The organism is Methylolobus aquaticus, from assembly GCF_054172105.1.
This window is the reverse complement of the sequence record NZ_JBSYXP010000004.1, coordinates 202,354-227,683: the sequence shown is the minus strand read 5'-3', so window position 1 is coordinate 227,683 and position 25,330 is coordinate 202,354. Positions and strand designations below refer to the sequence as shown.

Genomic DNA, 25,330 nt, shown 5'->3' with positions numbered 1-25,330 from the left:
GCCCAGGACAGGACATCCCCCGAGTGGCGGCCGACGTCTCGCTTTGCCCAATGGACCTTAAATGACCAAAGTCGCTTTGATCACCGGCGTGACCGGACAGGATGGTGCCTACCTCGCTGAATTTCTGCTGAAAAAGGGCTACGAAGTCCACGGCATCAAGCGCCGCACGTCGCTGTTCAACACCGACCGCATCGATCATCTATACCAGGATCCGCATGTCGAAAATCGCCGCTTCGTGCTGCACTACGGCGACATGACGGACTCGACGAGCCTGATCCGCATCATCCAGCAGACACAGCCCGACGAGATCTACAACCTCGCGGCGCAAAGCCATGTCCAGGTTTCCTTCGAGGAACCGGAATACACCGCCAACGCCGATGGAATCGGCGCCCTGCGCATGCTCGAGGCGATCCGCATTCTCGGCTTGGACAAGAAAACCCGCTTCTACCAGGCCTCCACCTCGGAGCTGTATGGTTTGGTGCAGGAGATTCCGCAGAAGGAAACGACGCCGTTCTATCCGCGCAGTCCGTATGCCGTCGCCAAGCTGTACGCGTACTGGATCACGGTCAATTACCGCGAGGCCTACGGGCTATATGCCTGCAACGGCATCTTGTTCAACCACGAGTCCCCGCTGCGGGGCGAGACCTTCGTCACCCGCAAGATCACCCGCGCCCTCGCCCGTATCTACCTGGGGCTGCAGGACTGCCTGTACCTCGGCAACCTCGAAGCGCTGCGTGACTGGGGCCATGCGCGTGACTACGTCGAGATGCAGTGGCTGATGCTCCAGCAGACGCAGCCGGAGGATTTCGTCATCGCGACGGGCGTGCAATACAGCGTACGCAACTTCGTCGATGCCGCCGCGGCCGAACTGGGCGTCGAACTGGACTGGGCAGGCGAAGGAGAGAACGCGCATGGGATCGTGGCCAAGGCCTCGGGCGACACGCCGCTGAAGCCGGGTCAGGTCGTCGTCCGCGTCGATCCGCGCTACTTCCGGCCAACCGAAGTCGAGACCCTGCTGGGCGACCCGGCGAAGGCGCGCGAGAAGCTGGGTTGGACGCCGCAGATCAGCTTCCCCGAACTCGTCGCCGAGATGATGCGCGAGGATCTGAAGTCCGCACGGCGCGACTCCCTCGTCAAACAACATGGCTTTGCCGCTTACGATTACCATGAGTGACGCCGTATTGCCTGCGGTCGACAAAGCCGCGCCGATCCTCGTCGCCGGCCATCGCGGCATGGTGGGCTCGGCGCTGGTGCGCCGCCTGCGCACGGCCGGCTACACCACACTGCTGACACCCTCGCGCCAGGAACTGGATCTACTCGACCAGGCGGCGGTGTTCGCCTATCTGGAGCGTGAACGGCCGGCCTACCTGTTCCTGGCCGCGGCGAAGGTCGGCGGCATCCAGGCCAACAACACCTATCGCGCGGATTTCATCTACCAGAACCTCGTGATCGAGGCCAACCTGATCCACGGCGCCCACCGGGCCGGCCTGCAGCGCCTGATGTTTCTCGGCTCCTCGTGCATCTATCCCCGCGACTGTCCGCAGCCGATCCGCGAGGAGTATCTTCTGACCGGCCCGCTGGAGGCCACAAACGAACCGTATGCGATTGCCAAGATTGCCGGCATCAAGCTGTGCGAGTCGTATCAGCGGCAGTACGGCCGCCAGTACGTGTCCGTCATGCCGACCAACCTGTACGGTCCCAACGACAACTACGACCTCAACAACAGCCATGTCCTGCCGGCGCTGATCCGCAAGGCCCATGAGGCGAAGCAGCGCGGGGACCGGGAATTGACGGTCTGGGGCAGCGGCACGCCGCGGCGCGAGTTCCTGTACGTGGACGATCTGGCCGACGCCTGTGTCTACCTGATGGAAGCGGGCTACGACGGCCCCTTGGTGAATGTCGGCTGCGGCGCCGACGTGACGATCCGCGAACTGGCCGAGACGGTCATGGACGTCGTCGCGTTTCCGGGCACGATCGTATTCGACGCCAGCAAGCCGGACGGCACGCCGCGGAAACTGCTCGACGTCAGCCGCCTCGCCGCCCTCGGCTGGCAGGCCCGCACCGAACTGCGGACCGGTATCCGGCTCGCCTACGAGGATTTCCTCGCACAGGCTCGTGACTGATCTGCCGCCGCGACGCCGAAGGCGGTCCCCACCGCGGCGGTTCAACCCGACCACACGAACCTTGCCCTCCAGTCGGATACGCTCCCGATGGTGCCATGCCCGGCCCTGATCTGACGACCGCCCGCTCTGCGCCAACCCGGCCGGCGCCGTCACGCTGGGCCCGCCTACGCGACGGGGTCGCGTGGGGCTCCGTGTTGATATTCGCAGCATCGGCCTGGCTCGGCACGACGGTGGCGCATATCGCCCTCGCCGTCGTCGCCCTGATGACGATCATGCAGGGCCCGACCACCTGGCGGCGCCTGGGCCGCGACCCCTTCGTGCGCCTGTCCGGGGTGTTCCTGGTCTACCTCGCGGCGACGGCCGCCTGGGCGGCGCATCAACGCCCCGAGACCGCTCACGATCAATGGTCAGCCTTGTGGCCCTGGAGCAGTCTCTGGCTGTTCTTCGTGCTGGGCTGGTGGCTGCAGGGCAGTTGGCCGCGGGTCGTGGCCGTGTTGACGTTAGCGCCGCTGGGCCTCGCCATCAGCGTCATGCGCCGCACCGACTGGCACCAGCTACCCGCGTGGCTATCGGGCACGCGCTACGAGTTCGGCTACAGCGCTCTGGGGCTGTCGTTTCTGTGCGTCGTGATCGTCCTGGGCATCACCGCAGTGCTTCCCCGACTGGCGCATGCGTCCCGTGGCGGCGGCTATCGGCGGCTACGGCTCTGGTTGGCCATCGCCGCGATGCTGTTCTTTCTGTTCATCCTGTTCGTCGCGCAGTCGCGCGGCGCCTGGCTGAGCCTGCTGCTTGGCTTCGGTGGCCTGGGCCTGGCCGGCCTGCGCATCCGGGCCGGACGCCCGGCCCGGCATCCGGCCGCGCCGCGGCGCCATCTGCTGGTGCCGCTCGGCCTGTGCGTCGCCGCACTCGCCGCCCTGTGGGGTCTTTTCGGCAATGCACTCGAAGCCCGCTTCGCGAGCGAGGCAGGCTTGCTGCCCCAGGTGGTCAACCCGGACCTGGATCTCGAAAAGCTGCCGTACTCAAACGGACCGGCGCGGATTCACCTGGCGGTGTGGGGCTTTCGGATGGCCGCAGAACGACCGCTGCTCGGCTGGGGGCCCGGCATGCGCACGACAGCCTATCTGGCGGATCATGGCTTTCATGGAGCAGAGAGCCGCTTTCTGAAAGTAATCCGACATTTCCAGCATCTTCACAACGTCTATGTGGAGATCCTGGTGCGGTTCGGTGTGGTCGGAGTGGCGTTGTTCGGGAGCGCATTCGTGCTCTTCAGCCGCACCCTGTGGACGCTCTGGCGCGATGCGGTCGTGCCTAATGCCTTCTTTGCCTTTTCCGCGGTGACAATCGTCGTCACCCTGTTCTCGGGACTCTACGAGTTCCGCACCCTGCACACCGACTTTCGTTTCTTCGCGCTGCTGTTCGGGGCCGCGGTCTACACCTTCGCGCTGCATCGTGCGCCGGCGGCCGATGCCGTGGCGACCGTGGCCGACACCGACCGTCCGGGGTTTCGCCAGACGACATGATCATCCGACACACCGCTGACTGGTGGGACAACTTCAAGCGGCGCAAGAATCGCAGCTTGCCCTTCCGTGCCCTGCTTGCGATCCCCCTGCGCGACTGGAGTGCTACCGATCGAATCGGGGTGTTCCACCATATACCCAAGTGCTCGGGCACCTCGGTCGTCAACGTGCTGGGGCGCTGGTTTCTGCTAAAGGAAGACTACCGGGCCTATGTCCAGGGAGACTGGCGCGCGGCGCGGCGCGTCGATCTCGGCCGCTTGCGCAACCGGCACTGCCTGACCGGGCATTTCGATTACCAGGGCGTCTACCTGCGGGACCGCTATCCCGAGATCCTCAGCGAACACCGGTTCCTGCTGTTCACGTTCGTCCGCGACCCCTTGGCGACGAAGTTGTCGCTCTACCGCTACGAGAAACAGAGCGGCATGATTGCGGACATGACCCTGGAGGAGCATCTGCTGAGCCGCGACAACTACATCGCCAACCGCTTTCCCTGCACGACTGAGGATGTCGATGCCGTGCTGGAGCGCTACGACTTCATCGGTGTCACCGAACGCATCGACGAATCGCTCGAGAAGCTCGCCCGCCTAGTCCAGCGGGAGCCGGTGCGGACCCCCCGCCTCAATACGACCGGGAACAAACGCGACGAGCCGACGCCCGGTCCCGCGCTGATCGCCGAATTCAAGCGGCGCAACGAACTCGACTACCACATTTACCAGCGCGCACTGGAGAGGCTAGGCAGTTGATTCGGCCATGAAGATCGGCTTCGTCGGACATTCCCATCACCAGGTCACGCGTTCCTCGAACTTTTTTCTCGAGGTACTGCAACGGATCGGCACGGTTCATTGCCTGTGGGACGACACCTGGCGTGGGGAGAAGGCGACGGATCCATCACCGCTGATCGCCGATGCCGATCTCGTCGTCGTCTGGCAATCCGTCCGCTATGCGCAGCTGCTGGCTCGGCGGGGCCACCGCAATGTGGTTTACGTGCCGATGTACGACGCGGCCAAGGCCCTGCGGCGCAGCTTCTGGAGCGCGCTGAAGGACATCAAGGTCCTGAACTTTTCCAGTGCGCTGCACCAGCGGGTACAGTCGCTCGGCGCCGCCCAGTCGGCGTACTTTCAGTACTTTCCGGATCCGGCCGCCCACACTCTGGTGAGCGATTTCACGACCCTGCGCGCGTTCTTCTGGCAGCGCCAGCAACGCCCGTCATGGGATGACGTGCGTGGCTTGATGCCGCCTGGATGCTTCACCTCGGTGCACCTGCATCAGGCCGTGGATCCGGGCGTGCCCCTCCCGCAGCCGCCGTCCGCGTCGGACCGTGAGGCTTTCACGCTCGAAGTGACGCAGTGGCTGCCGGAGCGCAGCGACCTTCTGCGCCGGCTGGCCTCATCGAACGTGTACTTCGCACCGCGGCTGGACGAGGGCATCGGCCTCGCGTTTCTGGAGGCCATGGCGATGGGCATGGCCGTCTGCGCCCACGACCGCCCCACGCACAACGAATACATCGTGGACGGCGTGAATGGCTTTCTGTTCGGGCTGGGCGAGACGCGCCACCCGGACTGGTCGCGGGCGGAGTCGATCGGGCGGCGGGCCCGCACGATGGTCGAGGAAGGCTATGCGCGCTGGCAACTTGATCAGGCGCGGTTGGTAGACTTCCTGACCGATCCCAGACCCTGCCGGCGGGCGCTCCGTTATGCTCGTCGCGATACTGCGACCGAGTTGCCTGCTGACGCCGACGAGCGCCCCGTGCCGCCGCTGCTGACAGGCACCTCCGGGCGCCGCGAAGGCGGACGCCGGATCGCGGGCGCGACGGCCGCGGAACCTGCGCCGCTCGTCACGATCGCCACGGTCGTCCGCAACGCGCCGGATGAGCTGGCATCGACACTGGACAGCGTTTTGGCCCAGAGCTATCCCGCCAAGGAGGTGATCGTCATCGACGGCGCATCCGACGCCGCGACGTTGCGGGTGATCGAACGTTACGAGCACCGGGTGGACTATTGGCTGTCCGAGCCGGATCGCGGGCCTTACGATGCCATGAACAAGGCCGCCGACCTCGCCCGCGGCCGCTGGGTGCTCTATATCAATGCCGGCGACTCGCTCGCCGACAGCGATGCGCTGGGGCGACTGCTCGCCCATGCCCCGACGGATGCCGACTTCATCGCGGCTCACCACAGCTACATCGCGCCGGACGGAACGGAAGAGATACACCGCTGCCGGGCGTTCGAGCACACCTACCGCCAGTTGCTCGACGGCGCCACCGACGGGGCCTGGCTGGGTGGAATTCCCGGCCACCAATCCCTGCTGACCCGCACCGAGCTGATACGGCAACACCGCTATGACCTCGCCTTCCGGATTGCAGCCGATCACGACTTCCTGTTCCGGATGGCACAGCGGGGTGCCACGGTGTGGGTCGAGCCGGTGATTCTGTCGCAGTATGTCGGCGGCGGCCTGTCCTGGCAGCACCTATTCGAGTGCCTGGCCGAATGGCGCCGCATCGCGCTGCGCTACACCGAGCATCCGGACCGGGTCGAGCGGCGGTTTCGAACGCTGAACGCCCACACGGTTCGTCATCTGCGACGGATGGGTCCCTTCGATTGGCGGCGCGAACCGGCGCGCAGCCACCCCTGGCTGGCCCTCGCCGCCGAAGCCGAGTTTCGCGCCCGTTCGCTGGTGGATCGGGCGGACGCCCTGTACGCCGGACTTCGAGCCCGCTGAGTTTCCTCCGCGCCATGCCGCAGCCCACAGTGAAAATCTCCCTCGTCACCGCCGTGCGGAACGCCATGCCGTGGGTTCCGGAAACGGTCCGCTCGGTCGTCACGCAGGACTACCCGGGCCTGGAATACATCGTGATCGACGGAGCCTCGACCGATGGCACGCTCGACTACCTGAAGTCCCAGACCCAACATTTCAGCGTCCTGCGCAGCGAGGCCGATGACGGACAATACGCGGCGATCGCCAAAGGCATGGCCTGCGCCAGCGGCGACGTTCTCGGCTGGATCAATGGCGACGACGTCCTGATGCCATGGACCCTGCGCGTCGTCGCCAGGATCTTCGAGGAGTTCCCGGAAGTGGACTGGATCTCGGGTCTGCCCGCTTATCTGAATACAGCCTCGGAATGCTACCTCGTGTCCCCCGTCGCCGCATCGTACCCGCGGCGCTACATCGCCAACGGCTGGTTCCGCGAGGGACTGCTCGGTTATCTGATGCAGGAAACGATGTTCTGGCGCCGCAGCCTGTGGGAGCGCGCCGGTGGCCTGGATCTACAGTGGCGCTGGGCCGGCGATTTCGATCTGTGGGTCCGCTTTGCGGCGCTGGCCGAGTTGACGGCCGTCGCCACTCCGCTCGCGGCATTTCGTATCCGTGGCGAGGAGAACCGGTCGCGCCAGGGCTCCGACTATCGCGACGAAGTGGCTCGGCGCTGCGCCTCGCTGCCCGCTCCGCCAGCCAGCTGGCGGCTGGCGAGCCGGCTCGGCAAGGCGGGCGAAGCCCTGCTGCGGAGCGCACTCTGGTCTCGCACACCGGTCGTCGCGCATTCACTCGTCGGCGACCGCTGGCGCCTGCTGCGCACCCGCCGACCGGTTTCGCGCAACGACCTGCCACGCCTGTTGCTGGAACATGCTTTGAGAAGCCGCCATGACTGATGCGACCGCCCAACCGGGCAGTCCCTTCCCCACCGAGACCATCACCGGGTATCCGTTTTCGACGGCAACCCTGGCCGAAACGATCGCCCTGCTCACGAGCTGGCTGCGACCGCTGGCATCGGGCCGACCCAGCCCGCGCCCGGCGCGCTACTTCGTCTGCGCGAATCCGCACTCCCTGGAAGTGGCACGTCAGGACACGCTATTGCACGACGCCATCATCGCCGCAGATCTCGTCACACCGGATGGCGCCGGCATCGTGCTCGCTTCTCGCCTGCTCGAAGCGCGAATTCCCGAGCGGGTATGCGGCCCCGATCTCTTCCCAGGGTTCTGCGCCCATCTGAATGCGGCGCGTCCCGGAACCCGGATGTTTTTTCTCGGTTCGACCGAGGAAAACCTGGCAGCGCTCGAACAACGCTTCCGCGTCGATTATCCCGCTCTGGACTTCTGTGGTTCCTTGTCGCCACCGTTTCGCGCGGAATTCTCGGCCGCCGAGGATGCCGCCCTGATCGACCGCGTGAATGCGTCGAACGCCGAGATCCTGTGGCTGGGGCTCGGTGCACCGAAGCAGGAAAAATGGGCCTATCGCCACCGTGACCGGCTGCAGGTCGATCTGATCGGTCCGATCGGGGGGGCGTTCGACTGGTATACGGGCCGCATCGTGTTGCCCCCGCTCTGGATGCAGCGCGCGGGCCTGCAATGGTTGCACCGTCTGGCGCAGGAGCCGCGCCGCCTGTGGCGGCGCAACCTCGATTCGCCGATTTTCCTTGCCCGAGTGCTGGCGCAACGTCTTGGATCATCGCGGCGGCGCGGTGATCACCCGGCCGCGACCTGAAAACCTGCGCCCCGCAGCGCCCTCACACTTTAGCCTGTCACGCCATGACCGAGCCCTGCCCTGTCACCTTTCTGATCGTCACCCCCTCCTTCAATGCGCCCGAATTTCTCGATGAGACGATCGAGAGCATCGTTTCGCAACGGGGCGATTTCACGATCCGGTACCACATCCAGGACGGTGGCTCCACCGATCGGACCCTGGACCTGCTCGCGCTATGGGCCGAGCGGCTCGCCGCCGAACGCCTCCGGGTCGATCTTCCCCCGCTCCATTTCTCGTGGAAATCGGAACCGGACGGCTCGATGTACGACGGCATTCAGAAAGGCTTCGACGAACTCCTGCGGCGGCAGGTGTCGGACGCGCCGGGGCTGGTGATCATGACCTGGATCAATACCGACGACCTGTTCGCACCCAATGCCTTCCAGACCGTGGCCCAGTTCCTGCGGGCCAATCCGGAGGAACAATGGGTGACCGGAATTCCCTGCCTGATCCGCGAGGATGGCTGCATTGCCGACACCCGACTGGAGGGCTTTGGCTATGCCCGGGCCCGTCTCGCGAAAGGCCAGTACGACGGGCGTCAGTTCCCGTTCGTCATGCAGGAAGGCACCTTCTGGACGCGCGAACTGTGGCTTGCCGCCGGCGGTCTGAACGTGGACCTGCGCCTGTCGGGCGACTGGGATCTGTGGCGACGGATGGCCCGGTTCCAGCGCCTGATCACGGTGAGAGGTGTCCTGGCCTATCACCGCCGCAGGCCAGGCCAGTTGTCCGGCGACATGGAGCGCTACTGGGTCGAACTGGACCAGTGTCTGTCGGGCGCGGCGCAAGACGCCGGTTCAGACCGCCCACTTACGGGCGAACGGCTGGCCCTAGAGGGCGCCTGGACCGCCTCCTGGCGAATCAAACAGGAGCGCTGGGCCATGTCACCGTCGCGCTACCGGCGCGATGGCCTGCTGCACTGTATCAGCGACTGCCTGGTCGAGTCGTGGAGCAAGCACCCCTTGGGGCGGTCGCTGATCCGGGTATACCGCCGCCTGCGGGGCATCCAGATCGACGACTAGGCGCCGGTCCGTAGACCTGATGCGGCTCGGGCTACTTCTCCCACTCCACCCGGACCTGCACCCGCTCCCAGGGATTGTCGGACGCCCTCAGCGCCTGTATCCGCGCCCGGATCTTCATTCCCCGATCGAGCAGATGCGCAATGACCGGGTTGTCGGTCCGCGGCAGATGTCCGAGCTGATGCCCGCGCCAGTAGACCTCCACTGCCTTCGGATCGACCGGATTCTCGGGATTCCGGCGCAATTCGAGCAGGGCACCGGGACGCAGCCGGTGCCATAGCGCCCGGGCCTCGTAATACTGGAACCCTGCCAGCAGGGACTGCTGCAGGAAGATGCGTTTGCGTGTACGAAACAGCCAGCGGTTGACCGTCAACCGCGCGGACGCAAGGGTGAGACGAAGCCATGGTAGAAGACTCAGCAGCCAATGTTTCATCGGTGGATCCTCCGGGATGGTCGGGTCTCACCGAGTGTAAACGACTACCGTCTCATATCATGAGACGCCGGAAAAATTTTTCAGCGCAGCCTGCAAGCGTTCCGTCACGGCCCGTCGCAGCTCGGGCGGATCGATCACCTCGACCTCCGGAACGTATTTCATAATCTCCATGATCAGCTCGGTCGGATCGCCGTAGGCGACCTTCAGCTCGTAGCGGCCGTCCTCGAGCCATCGCGCGTCCCGCTGCCCGGGCCACACTTCGTCCGCCACCCAGCGTGCGCGCAGGGCGCTGAAACGCAGCACCGCCGTGGACCTGGCAGCCCCCGAGAAAATGCCGAACACTTCGCCGAGCTGCTCGTCGAGATGGCCGTCAGGCAATTCGACTGCGTCGGCCGTCAGCAACCTCGCGTCCGCGATGCGATCCACCGCGAACCGCCGGGAGCCTTCGCGCAAGTGACACCACGCGTCCAGGTACCAGTTGTCACGATAAAACACGAGCCGGAATGGCGAGAGCTCCCGCTCCAGGCTTTCCTCCTGTGTCCGGGAACGGTACCGCACCCGCAGCCGGCGGCGCCGCAGCACGGCCTCGGCACACGCTGCAAAGCCGTTGGCCGCCAGGCGTTTCGCCCGTCCCACCGAGAGCAATCGGATGCGCCTCCCCAATTCTTCCTGACACAATCCGTCCGGGGAAAGCAGCTGGATCAGGCGCCGCTCCAGCGGTGCCAGTAACTCCGCCAACAGGCCGGGCTGCGTCTGCTCCAACTGCTGGCGGATTGCCAGCAGAGCGCGGAGCTCAGCGTCGCCCAGCCAGGGAGAAGACAGCTCGCCCTTGAGGTCCGGTGGCTGACGATAAGCAAACCCCTGGGCAAAACGGTCGTAGGGTATCGGGTCGCCGCTGATATCGCGCAGTTCGGCAATGAGCCGCATGACCGTGGCGCGCGAACAGCCCAGCCGCTCCTGTATCCGTGCAGTCGACACCGGTGCGCGCTGTCCGACCAGCAGCCGGTGCAGCGCGATCAGACGTTCATCGTTCGCCACGCTCGCCCCGGGTCGGGCCTGACCGCCGCCGTCTTAATGAACGGGCCGGCGGGGCCGCACGAAACACGGCGGAGCCGAGGCGCGGCGCCTGTCAGCGTCCAGCCGCCGGCAGGAGGCGGCCTTCCTTGTCGACCAGGGGCACCTTGAACTCCCGGAGCACGGACTCGATATCGGCGGCCTTCTCTTCGATAAAGCGGTCCAGCTCCTGCTTGCGCGCCTTGTCGGGCACCCGCACCCCCATCGAGATCGGGAATACGAACTGCAGTCCCTCCTCTTTGGGCATCGGAATGACCTGGAAGCTGCCCGGCTTGCTAGCGTGCTGGAGGTAGCCGGCGATCGGCCCCCAGATGATGGCCATGTCGAGTTTTCCGGACTTCATGTCCTCGTTCAGCACCATTGCGGTGTTCTTGGTCGCGTCCCCGGTCATAGTCTGATATGGGATCGCGTGATCGACGAAACCGTGATTCAGCAGCCAGGTCGTGGCAGGCGAGTTGTCGAACATCGCCAGCTTGAGCTTGGCCCGCCTTTCCGCGGGAAGTTTGACGAGATCCTCCGCCGAACGGATATCGTCCCAGCCCCGCTTCGTCGCATAAACGAGGGCATAGGTCGAGCGGTAATAGGGTTGCGTCGTCGCTGCCATCTCGGCGCCGGTCGGCCAACCCATCACGACATCGCACTTGTACTCGTCCGAATCCGGCAGCTGTGCCTTCAGCGTATTGCGGATGAACCCGATGCGCTGCGGAAACCAGGTGTATTCGACGGGCTTGCCCACCGTCTTGCCGAGCAGTTCGGCGATCTTGTTCTCGAAGCCCTGGCCCTTCCGATCGGTGTAGGGTGGATTGTTCGGATCGGCACAGACCTTGACGGCAGCGCCTTCCCAGGCGCTAGCGGAGACAGCGAAGGACAACGCGAGGAGGCCAAACGTTAGGCGGCCCCAAGCCTTGAAGGTGAACAGCATGGCAAGCAATCTGGTGTTTTCTGGCGGTGAATCGGGCGACGCTCACGGGTTCCTGCCGCGCCGACGGGTCGCAGAGGACTGGCGTCGAGCCACGGAGGCAGCATGCGAACGACGTGGAACGGGCGAGCGGGTCAAGCCCGGTCCGGGCGCCCATTGTAAGGATTCGCCCCCCCAAAATGAACAACGCCCCGGTCGATTGCTCGACCGGGGCGTTGTAGGAGGCTAGACCGACGAGGCCGGTCTATCAGTTGGGCAGAGCGAATACGGTAAAGACGCCGCCCAGCTTGGTGTGGGCGCTGAGGCTCTTGTACGCGCCTACTGCACCCAGACCCTCCGATTCGCCTTCCAGGCCAGCCGCCATGCCGACGCCGGCCCATCCACCGATACCGGAGAGGACACCGACATACTGCTTGCCCTTGTGCTGCCAGGTGCTGACGTTACCGATCACGCCCGACGGGGTCTTGAACTTGTACAGTTCAGCGCCCGTGTTCGCATCGCGGACCTTCAGGTAGCCTTCCAGCGTACCGTAGATGACCACGTCACCCGCGGTGGACACCATACCGCTCCACAGCGAGAACGGCTCGTCGATCGCCCAGGCGATCTTGCCGGTGGTCGGATCCCACGCCGTGAACGAACCCATGTTCGTCTTCTCGGTCTTCTCGCCGGTCTTCACGTCCGCCTTGGCCGGGAAGATGCTCAGGGTTGCACCGACATACGGCTGGCCCGCGGTGTATTCCACCTGGAACGGCTCGTAGTTCATGCAGGTGTGGTTGCCCGGGATGTAGATCAGCTTCGTCCTGGGCGAGAATGTCACGGGCGGCTCGTTCTTGCTGCCCATCGCCGAAGGACAAATGCCCTTGGCATCGACGTCTTCGCCATGGAACTGCGTCGAATACTGATCCTGCACCTGCGGACGACCCGTCTTCATGTCGACGTGGCTGGCCCAGTTGACCGCCTTATCGAACTTCTCGGCGACGAGCAGTTCGCCCGTTTCGCGGTCCAGCGTGTAGCCGAAGCCGTTACGGTCGAAGTGGGTCAGGAGCTTGCTGTGCTCCTTGCCGTTCTTGTCCTTCATCGGCAGGTCGACCAGCGTCATTTCGTTGATGCCGTCGAAGTCCCACTCGTCGTGCGGGGTCATCTGGTAAACCCACTTCGCAGCACCGGTGTCGGCGTCGCGCGCCCAAATGGTCATGGACCACTTGTTGTCGCCGGGACGCTGGACCGGGTTCCACGTGGAGGGGTTGCCCGAACCGTAATAGATCAGGTTCAGCTTCGGATCATAGCTGTACCAGCCCCAGGTGGTGCCGCCGCCGATCTTCCACTGGTCACCCTGCCAGGTCTTCAGACTGGAGTCCTTGCCGACCGGCGCCATCTTGCCGTCGGTCCAGGTCATCGTCTTTTCCGGATCCATCTTCATCTCGGCATCCGGCCCGGTGCTGTAGGCCTTCCATGCCGGCGTGCCGTCCTTGATGTTGTAGGCCGCGATGAAACCGCGCACACCGTACTCACCGCCAGAAATACCGACGAAGACCTTGTCCTTGACGACCAGAGGTGCATTCGTATTGGTCATGCCCTGCTTGGTGTCGCCGTTCTTGACCTTCCAGACCGTCTTGCCGGTCTTGGCGTCCAGCGCAATCAGCGTGGCGTCACCCTGTGCCAGGAACACCTTGCCGTCGCCATAGGCCAGACCGCGGTTGACCACGTCACAGCACATCACGCCGATGACCTGTTGCGGATCGGTGCCCTTGTCCGGCGCGTAGTTGTATTCCCACACGACGGAATGCGTGTCCTGATCCAGCGCGTACACCTTGTGCGGGAAGCCGGTGTGGATGTAGATCAGGCCGTTGACGACCAGCGGGCCACCTTCGTGGCCACGCAGCATGCCGGTGGAGAAGGTCCAGACCGGCTGAAGATTTTTGGCGGTATCCTTATTGATCTGCGTCAGCGAACTGTAACGAGCACCTGAGTAGTCGCCGCCCCAAGTAGCCCAGCTGTTCGGGTCTTGGCTCAGTTTCTCGATCTCAGCGTTCGCCTGGGAAAGCCCGGGTGCTGCCAGCAACGATGCAACCGAGGTTGCAATCAGCCAACTTTTCACGGGTTTTTTCATCGATTTCCTCCTCGTACGTCTGCCAGGGCAGACGACAAACGTTGTAAGCAATTGACCCTAAATAATTCTTGGAGAGGACGGATCTGATCCCTGTTGAGGAAAAATTCCCTATTGAGCGTCGCAATTTCCTTATACGGGGCCCGTCTTGGCTGCGTAAGTTGAAGGATTCGGGAAGAAAAGTCAACAATGCTGCAGGCAGCGTCAGACATGGCAAAAGGGTATGTTTCGTTCGGTCGTGATCGGTAACCCAGAACCGCGGCATGATCTTCCGGGAGATCGCCTGCCGACGGCCTTGGACCCACTCGCTCACAGTCCCGCGACGACACCAGAATCGACACCTTGCGTCGACCTGACCCGACACCGGCGAGTCGACCAATTTGACTATTTTCAACCGGGACAGTTTCACTGTTCCTTGACGGTAGGAAGCGACCCCGAATGCCTGCACGGCGCATCGGGATGGTTACGAGGAGCGCGCAATCGTCGCGCACTCTACAGTCAGGTCGCATGAGCCTGGCATTGCAGGACATACCGCCCTGCGTGAGGGCACTCGGAATGCGATCGAGAACGCCGAGAGTCAGTGCTCGGTCTTGCCAAAGCGTAAAGTCCCTCGCCCGGCGTTACGTCCCGGTGATGGGGCTCCGGCAGCCTCCGCTGCAGCGGCGGAGGCCCTGCTTCAGGCCATGACACCGGGTTACGGAATGAAAAGCCAACCCACCGGAGAGCGGAGGACTTCGCGAGGAGTCGACGGGGTGGCGAGTGATTTTCCGAGACTCGACGGCCTCAAGCACGGAACCGGCGGGGACTTTTTTCCGCCCGACATCGATTCTCTTGTCGCCGCCCCCGCACCAGAATGGGCTGGCATGTTGCGGAACAGCGCCGTCGCCGAGTGGTAGCTTCTCGGCATCAGCGCTCCGAGAATCGACGCCGATGCGGAGCGCACCCGCGTCGCAGCAGCGAACACGGTCGCCGACCTTCCCGATGTCCCCGTCGACATATCGGACCGCGCGGTCGCAGTCGAGACTATCGCTGGCGGTGCTTCGAGTCTCGCGCGCGTTCCTCGGAATGCCGTCACCTCCGCGGACAGCGGCGGTGACGAGGCTCCACACGCCGCGGCGCTCCGTAAAAGGTCGGGCTGTGGTGTCGATGGCGACAAGTTAGCGAATCCCCGGCCCGTCGTCGGTCGAGATCGGTAGCCAAGGTCCGCGCGGCACATAGTCTCGGGTTCATTTGCGCCCAGCCGTCGTGCACGGCGGTAGCGCCCATCACTCGCGGTTGGGCGCAGAATGCCCGCCATCGGCGCTCAAAGGCCCGCCACGTCACGGCGAGTCAGCACACATTCCAGCGGAGACACCTGTCCCTCCCTTGGCGAAGTTAGCGACAGTCGCTGTGCCGGGATTTCGTCCTGAGGACAGACCGGCCACCGGCCTCGATCAGGGCCACCTATTCATCCCACGGGCCCGGGGTGGAGGCGGAACCAATCGGGGCGCCGATGGCGCCACGATCCGCCGAACGAAGCCCACGGACGGGCGGGCCGGACGCAGACAGGCGTACACCCGCCTCGCCCACCCACACCAGCAATGTGCCGACCCCCGCCGCCAAGGCCGCCGCGCGATGCGAGACTCGCGTGCCGGGTTCCAACATGATGCAGGCGATCGACCCGACCGGAATATGGGTTCGGACGCCGGTCACATCGACCACGCCGAAACTGCCGTCGAGCACGGCAATCTCACCGCGCTCGATGAAGACCTGTGAACCCGTTCCTTCATGGCGATGGGCTTCAGCGGCGGCAGCAGGAACTGATCGGACATCTGGTTACACGCCGTACCGATACCAGGCCCGTCTAGAGCACGACATCTTCATAGATGTCGGCGAAATCCAGGCTTAGATCCACGCTGTCCAGGCGGACGGGCTCACCTGGCGACGGAATCCACTGGTCCCAGCCCCCTGCGGGCAGCCTGCGATAAATCTCGAGTCTGGCGGAACGGCTATCTACCAGAACGTATTCCTGCAGGCTTGCAAGCGTCGCATACGCACGCATTTTCTCACGCCGGTCGATAGCCTCGGTACTCGTCGACAACACCTCAACGATCAGCACGGGGTCGGTCAGGTAGTCCTTCGGAGCGTCGGCGGCAAGATCCCGGGGTGAACAGGTCACCACCACGTCCGGATAGAAATAGGCCTGCACGGGCGCGACATGGACCTTCATATCGGCGATAAAGCCGCGGTAGGGCTTGCCCCACATGTGGGCACGCAGATGGGAGAACAGGTTGCCCGCGATGAGGTTATGGGCCTTGCCCGCCCCCGCCATCGCATAGATGTGTCCGGCCACGTATTCATGGCGGACCGCGCTCGCCAGTTCGCCGGACAGATAGTCGGCTTCGGCCACAGGAAGAACGGTTGCATGTTGCATGGTTGGCTCTGCCAGTATGGACTCCGGATCTCAATGGCCGACTTCCCGGTAAAGCCTATGCCTGTCGCCCCGAGCGGTCCGACGGGGACGTCTTCTCCTCCCCGACAAGGCGGCTCCGCGCCTTGAAGACCGCCGGGGCATGATCACACGCGAGCGACGCGGCACCAGCATCAGCCCGCAGCCGAAGGCTGTGTTTATCTGAGCCTTGCAACCGAGAGTAACCCGAGTCCCAGCGCCTTTCCATGCCCCAACCCTCGGAGCATGCCGTCACGGAATGTACCGACAGCATGCCTTGAACAGAATGCATTCAGCCCGGATGGACGCCGATGTCATCGCCCGCCCACCCCGGCTCCGCGCGGCCGCACTTTGCCGTGGGAACTAGGAGTGTGCCCCCGCCCCAAGCAAGTCCGCCTTACGCCGCCTTAAGGCGCTCCCTGATGCGCCCGCCAGAGCGCCGCCACCCCCGTTCCAACCAGCCTTTGCCAAGGTTCCGGTTTGCAGTAAACTTCGCGACCTTTCCCCGCTCGCCCCAAGTAATGCAGATCGGACCGTACCGACTGGCCAACCGTCTGATCCTCGCGCCGATGGCGGGCATTACGGACTTGCCCTACCGAAACCTCTGCCGCCGCTGGGGCGCCGGCATGGCGGTGGCGGAGATGGCAACGAGCAACCCGGCGCTGCTCGACAGTCGGAAGACCCGGCAGAAAACGGATCACCGCGGTGAAACAGAGCCGCGTGTGGCACAGATCCTCGGTGCCGAGCCCATGCAGATGGCTGAGGCGGCGCGCTTCAATGTGGAGCGCGGTGCACAAATTATTGACATCAACATGGGGTGCCCGGCTAAGAAGGTCTGCAACAAAGCCGCCGGTTCCGCGCTGCTTCGCGATGAGCGACTTGTGGCGCAGATTTTGGATGCCGTGGTCCAGGCAGTCGACGTCCCCGTGACGCTGAAGATTCGGACCGGATGGGATGCTGCTGAGCGCAACGCGGTAAGCGTTGCGAAACTGGCCGCAGCGGCCGGCGTGAGCGCGTTGTCGGTGCATGGCCGGACCCGCGCCTGCGGCTTCTCCGGGTCTGCGGAATACCATACAATCGCCATGGTCAAAGCCTCTGTCAACATCCCGGTCATCGCCAACGGCGACATCGACTCTGCCGAGAAAGCGCAGCAGGTACTGGAGGCAACGCGGGCGGATGGGATCATGATCGGTCGCGCGGCCCTGGGCCGACCCTGGATCTTCCGCCAGATCGAGCGTTTCCTCGAATCAGGGATCGACTGCCCGCCCCCCGGACCCGATGCCATTCTGGCCACGGTTCGCGAACACCTGCAGGGGCTGTACGCGCACTATGGCGAATACGCGGGCGTGCGTATCGCTCGCAAGCATGTCGGCTGGTACCTTGGTGAGGCCGCCGCAACGTCCTCCGAACTCCTGCGGCGCTTCAATCAACAGGAGACAGCGCCGCAGCAGTGGGCTCTGCTGCCGGAGTTGTTCAATAGTCAACGGCAGGGAGAATCCGAATGACAGCGGAATCACGCAGCGCCTCGATGGACATCGCCATACCCTGTGCGCCTGAAGGTCGTGACTTGCTCTGCAATCACGTCCGCATCGCAGTCGACCACTATCTTCGCGCACTGAACGGTAGCGCCCCGAACGGCCTGTACGAGATGGTGCTGCAGGAAATTGAGCGCCCCTTGCTCGAGGTCGTCCTGGAGCACTGCGGACACAATCAGAGCAAGGCGGCTCAGGTCCTGGGCCTGAGCCGCAGCACACTACGCAAGAAGATGGCGCAGCACGGGCTGGCCTGAATCTGTTTTCTCCTACTTACTGGACCCGTCTTGATTCCCATGTCCCAGCAGAAGGTCGCGCGCGCGCTGATCAGCGTCTCAGATAAAGCCGGTATCGTCGATTTCGCACGCGATCTGCACGTGCTGGGGATCGAACTGATCTCTTCGGGCGGCACTGCGCGCCTGCTCGCCGATAACGGCATTCCCGTCACCGAGGTTTCCGACTACACGGGCTTTCCGGAAATGATGGATGGCAGGGTCAAGACCCTGCACCCGAAAGTCCATGGCGGGATCCTGGGCCGGCGCGGGCTGGACGAAGCCATCATGGCAGAGCACGGCATCCCGCCGATCGACCTGGTCGTCGTCAACCTGTATCCCTTCGAGTCGACGATTGCGCGCCCCGATTGCGACCTGGACACGGCGATCGAGAACATCGACATCGGCGGTCCCGCGTTGCTCCGCGCTGCCGCCAAGAATCATGCCTCGGTCGGCGTCATCGTCGATCCTGCGGACTACCCCGCTGTCCTGGACGAGTTGCGTCGGAATGACGGGGTGCTGAGCGATGCGAGCCGCTTCGCGTTCGCGGCCAAGACCTTTCGGCACACATCGTGGTACGACTCCGCGATCGCCGAATACCTGGGCGGAGACACTGCGCTGCCGGAACGCTTGTTGCTGCGCTTCACCCGGGTGCAGCCCATGCGTTACGGGGAGAACCCTCACCAGCGGGCCGCCTTCTACACCGAGACGCACCCGAAACCCGGCAGCATCGCCGGCGCGAGCCAACTGCAGGGCAAGGAGTTGTCGTTCAACAATATCGCCGACGCCGACGCCGCGCTGGAATGCGTCAAGACCTTCGCCGATGCGCCGGCCTGCGTGATCGTCAAGCACGCCAACCCCTGCGGGGTTGCCCAGGCTGCGACGACGCTCGAAGCCTATGATCGCGCGTACGCCACCGACCCCACCTCCGCGTTCGGCGGCATCATCGCCTTCAACCGCCCGCTCGACGCGACGACGGCGCAGACCATCGTCGAGCGGCAGTTCGTTGAAGTCATCATCGCGCCCGGTGTTAGCGCCGACGCGCGCGACGCGCTGGCCGTCAAGCCGAATGTCCGGGTGCTCGATTGCGGCAGCGCCGACCCGGCGGATGGAGCAGAGTGGGACTACCGGCGGGTAGCGGGGGGACTGTTGGTTCAGGATCGCGATATCGTCGCGGTCGACCGGTCGCACCTCAGGATCGTGACGCGACGCCAGCCCGATCAGCGTGAGCTGGAAGACCTGCTGTTTGCCTGGAAGGTGGTTCGTTACGTGAAATCGAACGCCATCGTCTACTGCCGCGACCTGCGCACCATCGGCGTCGGCGCCGGACAGATGAGCCGCGTCTACTCCGCTCGCATCGCCGCGATCAAGGCCGAAGACGTGGGCTTGACGGTGCAGGGCTCGGTGGTGGCGTCGGACGCCTTCTTTCCGTTCCGCGACGGGGTCGACGCGGCGGCTGCGGCGGGCGTAACCGCCGTGATCCAGCCCGGCGGCTCGGTTCGGGACGATGAAGTGATCGCCGCGGCAGACGAACATGGCCTGGCGATGGTCTTCACCGGCATCCGTCACTTTCGCCACTGATCCGACGTCGCGCGCGGGTCGTCTGTCGGCGGTGCGACTGAGGCCGAGCCCCTGCCCATCCAGACTTCGAGCCAGCCACACCGGAGAATCTCCCGGCGGGCACTTTCCGTAAGGCCGCCCGACTGGCTCAGGGCCGCGGGGAAGCGATGGTCACCTCACCCTAGGCCGTCGGTTCGCGAATGCGGCCGCAGGGCGCTGCGTCAACGTCGCAGCTTGTAGTTCCGGCCGTAGAAGATCTCGGCCATCTCCTGCTTCAACTGCTTCTGGATCGCCGTGCGCTCTTCCGGGGTCAGCGCGTCCTTTGCCGTTTCGAAAAGATAGTTGTCCAGCACGAAGTCCTTGAGGATCATCTTCGTGTGGAAGATCTGTTCCTGATAGACGTTCACGTCGATCATCTGATACCGCTCCGCCATGCTGTCGGAGATATAGTTCTGGATCGAGGTGATCTCGTGATCGATGTAATGCTTCTGACCGCTGATGTCGCGGGTGAATCCCCGGACGCGATAGTCCATGATAACGATGTCCGACTGAAAACTGTGAATCAGGTAGTTCAGCGCCTTCAGCGGTGAAATGCGTCCGCAGGTCGACACGTCGATATCGGCCCGGAACGTGCTAAGTCCCCCGTAGGGATGGCTCTCCGGGTAGGTGTGGACGGTGATGTGACTCTTGTTCAGGTGGCCGACCACGGATTCGGGGACCGGTCCCGGACCCTCGATATTGGTCACGCTGTTCGGCACATGCCCCTCCGAGATGAGCATCGTGACGCTTGCGCCCTGCGGCTCGTAGTCCTGACGGGCAATGTTCAGGATCTCAGCCCCGATGATCGCATTCACATCGGTCAGAATCTGCGTCAACCGCTCGGCGCTGTAGGCCTCGTCGATGTATTCGATGTAGCGGCGCTGCTGCTGCTCCGACTTGGCGTAGCAGATGTCGTAGATGTTGAAGCTGAGCGACTTCGTGAGATTGTTGAAACCGTGCAGTTGCAACTTATCCATGGACTTCACGCCACCCCGGTGATCTAGATTTGGAGCTGATTAGCTAGCGACTGCGAAGCGGGACTCTTCGGCGGCTGGGTTTGGAATCGGTGCAGGATTGCCCGTCAAAACCGCTCGAACCCGCATCAATCCGTCAGGATTTCGAAGTCATGGGTGATGGAGGCGGTTGCCCCCAGCATGATGGAAGCGGAACAGTACTTCTCGGCAGACAAGTCGACTGCACGCCGCACGGCCGCGTCTGTCAATCCAACGCCCTTCAGAACAAAGTGAGCGTGTATCTTGGTGAACACTTTCGGATCCGCTTCGGCCCGCTCCGCGTCGAGGAGCACTTCGCAGTTCTCGACGACGTGCCGCCCCTTGCGCAGGATATGCACTACGTCGAAGGCGGTACACCCACCCATGCCGAGCAGCAGCATCTCCATCGGCCGAACCCCGAGATTGCGCCCGCCGCTATCCGGTGGCCCATCCATCACGACGGCATGTCCACTGCCGGACTCGCCGACGATCAGGACATCTTCAACCCACTTAACCCGCGCTTTCATGACTCTCGGTGCCACCAAAATAGCGCGCTAGAATACCATAATTTTCCGGCCCAAACGCAGGAACGCACTACTAGACTTAGGTCCGCATCCGCCTCGAACCCGAAACCGTGCCACGGGGGATCAAGACGTCATGGTTGAACTACACACTCCTGCCATCAGCGCGCTGCTGAAGAACTCTCATCAGCGTCGGTATGCCTCGCGCGCCTATGTCTTCAGGCCAGGCGACCGAATCGATACCCTGCATTTCGTCACCGAAGGCTCGATCGCCATCGTCATGCCGGAAAAAAGCCTGCGTGCCGCGGACAGCCAGACGACACTGGCCACCGACCAGGACGTGGTGCTGTCGTATGTTTGTCGCGGCGAGTTCCTTGGCGTGGCCGGCTTCTTTCTGGGCGAGGGGGCCTACGAGGTCAATGCCATCGCGCGCGAACCGGCCGTGGTGGCCTCACTGAGCTACGCCCGCCTCCGCGAGCTGCTGCGGACGACTCTGGCGCCCTACGCCACCGACATCCTGATCGAATTAGGCCGGCAAGTGGCACTTCGTCTGGTCAAGAGCGACCGCCGCAGCGCGTCTTTGGCGGTGCACGACGTGTCGGAACGCATCGTTCATGCGCTGCACGAACTTTGCACCCAGCCCGATGCAATGACACACCCCGACGGCATGCAGATCCGCACTACGCGGCAGGAGCTAGGGCGCCTCGTCGGTTGCTCGCGCGAGATGGCCGGCCGGGTGCTGAAACAGCTGGAGCGCGAACGGCGCATCAGCGCCCATGGCAAAACCATCGTGGTATTTGGGACTCGCTAGGGAAGCTCGAAGCTAAGCGGGGCTTTCCACGCGGAACGCGCCGCCGCAAACGACGGTTCGAAGTCGCGCCCACGCACGCTTTCCAACTCCATCGTCAAGCCGTCGCCGGGAGGATGCCGTTGTGACGCAACAGCGCATCGATCTCCGGCGGGCGCCCCCGGAACGCGATGAAGGAGTCCATCGCCTTACGGCTGCCCCCTTTCTCCAGCACGTTTTGCAGGAATGACCGCCCCGTGTCCGGGTTGAATACGCCCTCCTCCTCGAACCGCGAGAAGGCGTCGCTGGACAAGACCTCAGCCCATTTGTAGCTGTAGTAGCCGGCAGCGTAACCACCCGCAAATATGTGGGAAAAACTGTGCTGAAAGCGATTGAAGCGTGGGGGGATGACCGCGGCAACCTGCTCTCGCACCTCATCGAGTATGGCCTGTACCCGGCCGCCGACCGCCGGGTCGTATTCGCGATGCAGACGGAAGTCGAACAGGGCGAACTCGAGTTGCCGCACCATCTGCATGCCCGACTGGAAATTCCGCGCCGCCAGCATCTTGTCGAATAAGTCCGCCGGCAGAGGGGCTCCGGTCTGATAATGACCGGACAACAGGCTCAAAGCCTCTTTTTCCCAGCAGTAGTTTTCCATGAACTGGCTCGGCAGCTCGACGGCATCCCATTCCACCCCATGTATGCCCGACACGCTTCGGTGATCGATCTGCGTCAGCATGTGGTGCAGGCCATGCCCGAATTCATGGAATAGCGTGACCATTTCATCGTGCCGCAGCAATGCCGGCGTATCGCCGGCCGGCGGCGTGAAGTTGCACACCAGGTACGCGACCGGGTACTGAACGCTACCCCCTAAACGATGGCGGGCCGCGCATTCGTCCATCCACGCGCCGCCGCGCTTGTTCGGTCGGGCATAGAGATCGAGATAGAACGACCCGCGTCGCTCACCGCACCCGTCCAAGACGTCATAGAAGCGGACATCCGGATGCCAGACCTCAACGCCATCGCGGACCCGGATCTGCAAGCCATAGAGCCGCTCGACGACCGCAAAGAGACCATCGAGCACACGCGGCGCCGGGAAGTAAGCCCTGACCTCCTCCTGCGAAAACGCATAGCGGTGTTGACGCAGGCGCTCGGAACAATAGGCCATGTCCCAGACTTCGAGAGTGTCCAGCCCACAGTGCTCTCGGGCGAACACCCGGAGTTCCTCGAGATCACGCCGCGCGACGGGCAGCGACCTCTCGCCCAGGTCGACCAGAAACGCCATGACCTGATCGGCCGATTCCGCCATTTTGGTGGCCAGCGACAAGTCGGCAAAACTGGCATAGCCGAGCAGTTGCGCCTTCTCGTGGCGCAGCGCCAGAATCTCCTCCATGAGTCCGGAGTTGTCCCATTGCCCGGCGTTCGGTCCCTGGTCCGAGGCACGCGTCGCGAAAGCCGTATACATTTCCCGCCGTAATTCCCGATCGTCGGCGTAAGTCATCACAGCGATATAGGACGGGAATTCCAGCGTCAGCAACCAGCCTTCCTGGCCGCGCTGTTCGGCGGCTTGCCGCGCACCGGCCAGCGCCGACTCCGGCAGACCGGTCAAAGCCGTGGGCTCACTGATCGACTTGATCCAGCCCTGCGTCGCATCGAGTACGTTGTCCTGAAAACGGCTCTGCCGCTGCGACAACTCTTGTGCGATGGCCTTGAAGCGTTCGCGCTGCGCAGGCTCCAGTTCGATGCCCGAAAGCCTGAAATCGCGCAGTGCGTCCTCGACGATCTTCCGCTGCGCTGGCTCGAACGTTGCGTAGGCCGGGCTTTCGGACAAGGCGCGATAGGCGGCGTAAAGCCCTTCGTTCTGACCCAATTCGGTCCAGTAGGCGCTCAGCAGCGGCAGACAGGTGTTGTAGGCAACCCGCAGTTCGTCGCTGTTCATCACCGCGTTCAAATGGCCGACTGGCGACCAGGCCTTGGCGAGGCGGTCGTCGAGCACCTCCAGTCTTGCCACCAGCCCGCCCCAATCGCAGGGACCCGGCTGCGCCGCAATACGTTCGACCTCGGCACGATTCTCCTCGAGAATCTGCTGAATGGCGGGCACAACATCGGACGGCTTGATGGCGGTGAAGGCCGGAAGTTCTCGATTCTCGAGCAGCGGATTCACGATGGTCATGGCAGATGGGTTGGGACGGTCTGGAAGTTAGGTTGTAGGTCGGACGTAACCTTTTAGTCAGCAGATCGCGACAAGGGTTCGCGCGCTCCCCGGTCGGGGCAACTTTTAACGCCCCCCACGGGGACGGGCCGGGAGCCACCGCGGCGCGCCGGCCGGCGGCTCAGAGGGCCACCAGCGGCTGGCCGTGTTTCACGAAGCGAGGCGGGACGATGCGACAGGGCTTCCAGTGGCCGCGAATCTCGACCAAGCAGCGATCTTCATTGCCGGCCGGCAGGCGGGCAAAACCGATGGAGCGCTGCAGCGTCGGCGAATGGCCACCGCTCGTCGTAACGCCCTCGCCGCCGCCCGGCAGTTGCACGCGCAGGTGGCCGCGCAACACCCCGGGTTCTTCGAGGATCAGACCGACGAAACGGGAGCCACCTTGCACGCGTCGAGCGACCAGCGCGGCGCGCCCGATGAAATCGCGATCGGCCGGCTCCAGCGCCACCGTCCAGGCGAGACCGCAATCGTAGGGTGTGACTGATTCGTCCATGTCGCTGCCATAGAGCCGAAGGCCGGCTTCGAGTCGCAGCGAATCGCGCGCGCCGAGGCCACAGGGCACAACGCCGGCGTCCCGCAGGGCTTCCCAGGTCGCAACGGCCTCGCTGCTAGGAACGATCAGCTCGTAGCCGTCCTCGCCGGTATAGCCGGTCCGCGCGGCCTGCGCATCGCCGATCGTGATGAAGTGCATGACTGGCAGTCCGGCCGCCCTCGCCGACAGCCACGGCAGGGCCTGGTGCGCCAGATCCCGCGCCCGCGGGCCCTGGACGGCGATCATCGACAGGTCGGCACGGCAGCGGACGTCCACGCCGAAAGGCTCCGCCTGGCGGGTGATCCAGTCCAGATCGCGTTCCCGGGTCGCGGCATTGACCACGAGGCGGCAACGGCCGACGTCCCCGCGGTAGGCGATCACGTCGTCCAAGATGCCGCCAGCGGGATTCAGCAGGCACGAATACAACGCAGCGCCGGACTCGCCGGCGCGGTTGATGTCATTCGCCAACAAGTGGCGGACGAAGGCGTGGGACCGCGGTCCCGACAGATCGATGACCCCCATGTGCGACACGTCGAACATGCCGGCCGCCTTGCGCACCGCCATGTGCTCGCCAATCTGGGAACCGTAGTGCAGCGGCAGTTCCCAGCCGGCGAACTCCACCAGCTTGCCACCGGACTGTCGATGGACGGCATTCAGCGCGGTCTGCTTTGGCACCGAAATCTCTCCGGTCGTGGTCGCGCGGCAGCGCGACGGTCCTGGGCGTTGAGTCCCCCCAGGGACGCTCTGCATGGAACAG

The 25,330-nt window shown here is 64.1% G+C and carries 22 protein-coding genes; 13 read left to right on the top strand and 9 right to left on the bottom strand.

Features of this window, described 5'->3' with window-relative positions; genetic code table 11:
- Window positions 1-61 precede the first annotated feature (61 nt).
- The 8 genes from gmd to ACW73L_RS07035 all read left to right on the top strand — a co-directional run bounded on the left by gmd (window position 62) and on the right by ACW73L_RS07035 (window position 9,168).
- Window positions 62-1,174, top strand: a complete 1,113-nt coding sequence (gene gmd / locus ACW73L_RS07070) for a GDP-mannose 4,6-dehydratase (protein WP_139556231.1) — start codon at window positions 62-64, stop codon at window positions 1,172-1,174.
- Complete coding sequence (locus tag ACW73L_RS07065; RefSeq protein ID WP_498920996.1) at window positions 1,167-2,123, top strand: GDP-L-fucose synthase family protein; 957 nt, start codon at window positions 1,167-1,169, stop codon at window positions 2,121-2,123. Before gmd ends, ACW73L_RS07065 begins: the two co-directional genes overlap by 8 nt.
- Before the next feature lie 95 nt (window positions 2,124-2,218).
- Window positions 2,219-3,643 carry an O-antigen ligase family protein gene (locus ACW73L_RS07060; protein ID WP_498920995.1) on the top strand — a complete coding sequence of 475 codons (1,425 nt, stop codon included), beginning with the start codon at window positions 2,219-2,221 and terminating at the stop codon, window positions 3,641-3,643.
- The gene (locus ACW73L_RS07055; protein WP_498920993.1) at window positions 3,640-4,383 is read left to right on the top strand and encodes a sulfotransferase family protein; all 744 of its coding nucleotides are present in this window, start codon (window positions 3,640-3,642) and stop codon (window positions 4,381-4,383) included. Before ACW73L_RS07060 ends, ACW73L_RS07055 begins: the two co-directional genes overlap by 4 nt.
- Before the next feature lie 7 nt (window positions 4,384-4,390).
- Entirely contained in the window at window positions 4,391-6,355 is a 1,965-nt protein-coding gene (locus ACW73L_RS07050) for a glycosyltransferase family 2 protein (protein ID WP_498920991.1), read from the top strand.
- Between the two features lie 14 nt (window positions 6,356-6,369).
- Window positions 6,370-7,281, top strand: coding sequence for a glycosyltransferase family 2 protein (locus ACW73L_RS07045; protein WP_498920989.1), 912 nt, complete (start codon window positions 6,370-6,372; stop codon window positions 7,279-7,281).
- Window positions 7,274-8,113, top strand: coding sequence for a WecB/TagA/CpsF family glycosyltransferase (locus ACW73L_RS07040; RefSeq protein WP_498920987.1), 840 nt, complete (start codon window positions 7,274-7,276; stop codon window positions 8,111-8,113). Before ACW73L_RS07045 ends, ACW73L_RS07040 begins: the two co-directional genes overlap by 8 nt.
- A 44-nt stretch (window positions 8,114-8,157) precedes the next feature.
- Window positions 8,158-9,168 (top strand): glycosyltransferase, encoded by a 1,011-nt coding sequence (locus tag ACW73L_RS07035; RefSeq protein WP_498920985.1) that lies wholly within the window; start codon window positions 8,158-8,160, stop codon window positions 9,166-9,168.
- A 31-nt stretch (window positions 9,169-9,199) separates the two neighbouring features.
- On the opposite strand, the gene ACW73L_RS07030 is transcribed toward ACW73L_RS07035, so the two are convergent.
- The 4 genes from ACW73L_RS07030 to ACW73L_RS07015 all read right to left on the bottom strand — a co-directional run bounded on the left by ACW73L_RS07030 (window position 9,200) and on the right by ACW73L_RS07015 (window position 13,701).
- A complete protein-coding gene (locus tag ACW73L_RS07030) occupies window positions 9,200-9,598 on the bottom strand; it encodes an HIRAN domain-containing protein (RefSeq protein WP_498920984.1) in 399 nt (132 codons plus the stop codon).
- Between the two features lie 57 nt (window positions 9,599-9,655).
- Window positions 9,656-10,636 carry a helix-turn-helix transcriptional regulator gene (locus ACW73L_RS07025; RefSeq protein ID WP_498920982.1) on the bottom strand — a complete coding sequence of 327 codons (981 nt, stop codon included), beginning with the start codon at window positions 10,634-10,636 and terminating at the stop codon, window positions 9,656-9,658.
- A gap of 91 nt (window positions 10,637-10,727) precedes the next feature.
- A complete protein-coding gene (locus ACW73L_RS07020; protein WP_498920981.1) occupies window positions 10,728-11,594 on the bottom strand; it encodes a quinoprotein dehydrogenase-associated putative ABC transporter substrate-binding protein in 867 nt (288 codons plus the stop codon).
- 244 nt (window positions 11,595-11,838) lie between these two features.
- The gene (locus ACW73L_RS07015) at window positions 11,839-13,701 is read right to left on the bottom strand and encodes a methanol/ethanol family PQQ-dependent dehydrogenase (RefSeq protein WP_498920980.1); all 1,863 of its coding nucleotides are present in this window, start codon (window positions 13,699-13,701) and stop codon (window positions 11,839-11,841) included.
- A gap of 1,611 nt (window positions 13,702-15,312) precedes the next feature.
- Between ACW73L_RS07015 and ACW73L_RS07010 the strand changes: the two genes are divergently transcribed.
- Complete coding sequence (locus tag ACW73L_RS07010) at window positions 15,313-15,453, top strand: hypothetical protein (protein ID WP_498920978.1); 141 nt, start codon at window positions 15,313-15,315, stop codon at window positions 15,451-15,453.
- Window positions 15,454-15,541: 88 nt separating this feature from the next.
- On the opposite strand, the gene ACW73L_RS07005 is transcribed toward ACW73L_RS07010, so the two are convergent.
- Window positions 15,542-16,111, bottom strand: coding sequence for a Uma2 family endonuclease (locus ACW73L_RS07005; RefSeq protein WP_498920976.1), 570 nt, complete (start codon window positions 16,109-16,111; stop codon window positions 15,542-15,544).
- Window positions 16,112-16,647: 536 nt separating this feature from the next.
- Between ACW73L_RS07005 and dusB the strand changes: the two genes are divergently transcribed.
- Genes dusB through purH form a run of 3 tightly spaced genes read left to right on the top strand, consistent with a single transcriptional unit; the run spans window position 16,648 to window position 19,511 of the window.
- On the top strand, window positions 16,648-17,631 hold the full coding sequence (gene dusB / locus ACW73L_RS07000) for a tRNA dihydrouridine synthase DusB (RefSeq protein ID WP_498920975.1): 984 nt from the start codon (window positions 16,648-16,650) through the stop codon (window positions 17,629-17,631).
- Complete coding sequence (locus ACW73L_RS06995; RefSeq protein ID WP_129883581.1) at window positions 17,628-17,915, top strand: helix-turn-helix domain-containing protein; 288 nt, start codon at window positions 17,628-17,630, stop codon at window positions 17,913-17,915. Before dusB ends, ACW73L_RS06995 begins: the two co-directional genes overlap by 4 nt.
- A 39-nt stretch (window positions 17,916-17,954) precedes the next feature.
- A complete protein-coding gene (gene purH, locus ACW73L_RS06990; RefSeq protein ID WP_498921167.1) occupies window positions 17,955-19,511 on the top strand; it encodes a bifunctional phosphoribosylaminoimidazolecarboxamide formyltransferase/IMP cyclohydrolase in 1,557 nt (518 codons plus the stop codon).
- Window positions 19,512-19,711: 200 nt separating this feature from the next.
- Here the strand turns inward: purH and speD are convergent, their stop codons facing one another.
- Both speD and ACW73L_RS06980 read right to left on the bottom strand, forming a co-directional pair.
- Window positions 19,712-20,506, bottom strand: coding sequence for an adenosylmethionine decarboxylase (speD, locus tag ACW73L_RS06985; protein ID WP_129883582.1), 795 nt, complete (start codon window positions 20,504-20,506; stop codon window positions 19,712-19,714).
- A gap of 125 nt (window positions 20,507-20,631) precedes the next feature.
- A complete protein-coding gene (locus tag ACW73L_RS06980) occupies window positions 20,632-21,048 on the bottom strand; it encodes an OsmC family protein (RefSeq protein WP_498920972.1) in 417 nt (138 codons plus the stop codon).
- Window positions 21,049-21,178: 130 nt separating this feature from the next.
- Here ACW73L_RS06980 and ACW73L_RS06975 point away from each other — a divergent pair, with 130 nt between their 5' ends.
- Window positions 21,179-21,853 (top strand): cyclic nucleotide-binding domain-containing protein, encoded by a 675-nt coding sequence (locus ACW73L_RS06975; RefSeq protein WP_498920970.1) that lies wholly within the window; start codon window positions 21,179-21,181, stop codon window positions 21,851-21,853.
- Between the two features lie 94 nt (window positions 21,854-21,947).
- Here ACW73L_RS06975 and prlC read toward each other — a convergent pair whose 3' ends face one another.
- Together prlC and gcvT are read right to left on the bottom strand one after the other, a co-directional pair.
- Window positions 21,948-24,002: an oligopeptidase A gene (prlC, locus tag ACW73L_RS06970; RefSeq protein WP_498920968.1), complete on the bottom strand. Its 2,055-nt coding sequence runs from the start codon at window positions 24,000-24,002 to the stop codon at window positions 21,948-21,950.
- Window positions 24,003-24,162: 160 nt separating this feature from the next.
- The gene (gene gcvT, locus ACW73L_RS06965; RefSeq protein ID WP_498920967.1) at window positions 24,163-25,248 is read right to left on the bottom strand and encodes a glycine cleavage system aminomethyltransferase GcvT; all 1,086 of its coding nucleotides are present in this window, start codon (window positions 25,246-25,248) and stop codon (window positions 24,163-24,165) included.
- Window positions 25,249-25,330: the final 82 nt, after the last annotated feature.

Bases quoted from the DNA above. Each gene is read 5' to 3' on its own strand.
- ACW73L_RS07045 (WP_498920989.1), top strand. From the start codon at position 6,370: ATGCCGCAGCCCACAGTGAAAATCTCCCTCGTCACCGCCGTGCGGAAC.
- prlC (WP_498920968.1), bottom strand. From the start codon at position 24,002: ATGACCATCGTGAATCCGCTGCTCGAGAATCGAGAACTTCCGGCCTTC.
- ACW73L_RS07005 (WP_498920976.1), bottom strand. From the start codon at position 16,111: ATGCAACATGCAACCGTTCTTCCTGTGGCCGAAGCCGACTATCTGTCC.
- ACW73L_RS07020 (WP_498920981.1), bottom strand. From the start codon at position 11,594: ATGCTGTTCACCTTCAAGGCTTGGGGCCGCCTAACGTTTGGCCTCCTC.
- ACW73L_RS06975 (WP_498920970.1), top strand. From the start codon at position 21,179: ATGGTTGAACTACACACTCCTGCCATCAGCGCGCTGCTGAAGAACTCT.
- ACW73L_RS07010 (WP_498920978.1), top strand. From the start codon at position 15,313: ATGCGAGACTCGCGTGCCGGGTTCCAACATGATGCAGGCGATCGACCC.
- ACW73L_RS07035 (WP_498920985.1), top strand. From the start codon at position 8,158: ATGACCGAGCCCTGCCCTGTCACCTTTCTGATCGTCACCCCCTCCTTC.
- dusB (WP_498920975.1), top strand. From the start codon at position 16,648: ATGCAGATCGGACCGTACCGACTGGCCAACCGTCTGATCCTCGCGCCG.
- ACW73L_RS07030 (WP_498920984.1), bottom strand. From the start codon at position 9,598: ATGAAACATTGGCTGCTGAGTCTTCTACCATGGCTTCGTCTCACCCTT.
- ACW73L_RS07050 (WP_498920991.1), top strand. From the start codon at position 4,391: ATGAAGATCGGCTTCGTCGGACATTCCCATCACCAGGTCACGCGTTCC.
- ACW73L_RS07065 (WP_498920996.1), top strand. From the start codon at position 1,167: ATGAGTGACGCCGTATTGCCTGCGGTCGACAAAGCCGCGCCGATCCTC.
- ACW73L_RS07055 (WP_498920993.1), top strand. From the start codon at position 3,640: ATGATCATCCGACACACCGCTGACTGGTGGGACAACTTCAAGCGGCGC.
- ACW73L_RS06980 (WP_498920972.1), bottom strand. From the start codon at position 21,048: ATGAAAGCGCGGGTTAAGTGGGTTGAAGATGTCCTGATCGTCGGCGAG.
- purH (WP_498921167.1), top strand. From the start codon at position 17,955: ATGTCCCAGCAGAAGGTCGCGCGCGCGCTGATCAGCGTCTCAGATAAA.
- ACW73L_RS06995 (WP_129883581.1), top strand. From the start codon at position 17,628: ATGACAGCGGAATCACGCAGCGCCTCGATGGACATCGCCATACCCTGT.
- gmd (WP_139556231.1), top strand. From the start codon at position 62: ATGACCAAAGTCGCTTTGATCACCGGCGTGACCGGACAGGATGGTGCC.
- ACW73L_RS07015 (WP_498920980.1), bottom strand. From the start codon at position 13,701: ATGAAAAAACCCGTGAAAAGTTGGCTGATTGCAACCTCGGTTGCATCG.
- speD (WP_129883582.1), bottom strand. From the start codon at position 20,506: ATGGATAAGTTGCAACTGCACGGTTTCAACAATCTCACGAAGTCGCTC.
- ACW73L_RS07040 (WP_498920987.1), top strand. From the start codon at position 7,274: ATGACTGATGCGACCGCCCAACCGGGCAGTCCCTTCCCCACCGAGACC.
- ACW73L_RS07060 (WP_498920995.1), top strand. From the start codon at position 2,219: ATGCCCGGCCCTGATCTGACGACCGCCCGCTCTGCGCCAACCCGGCCG.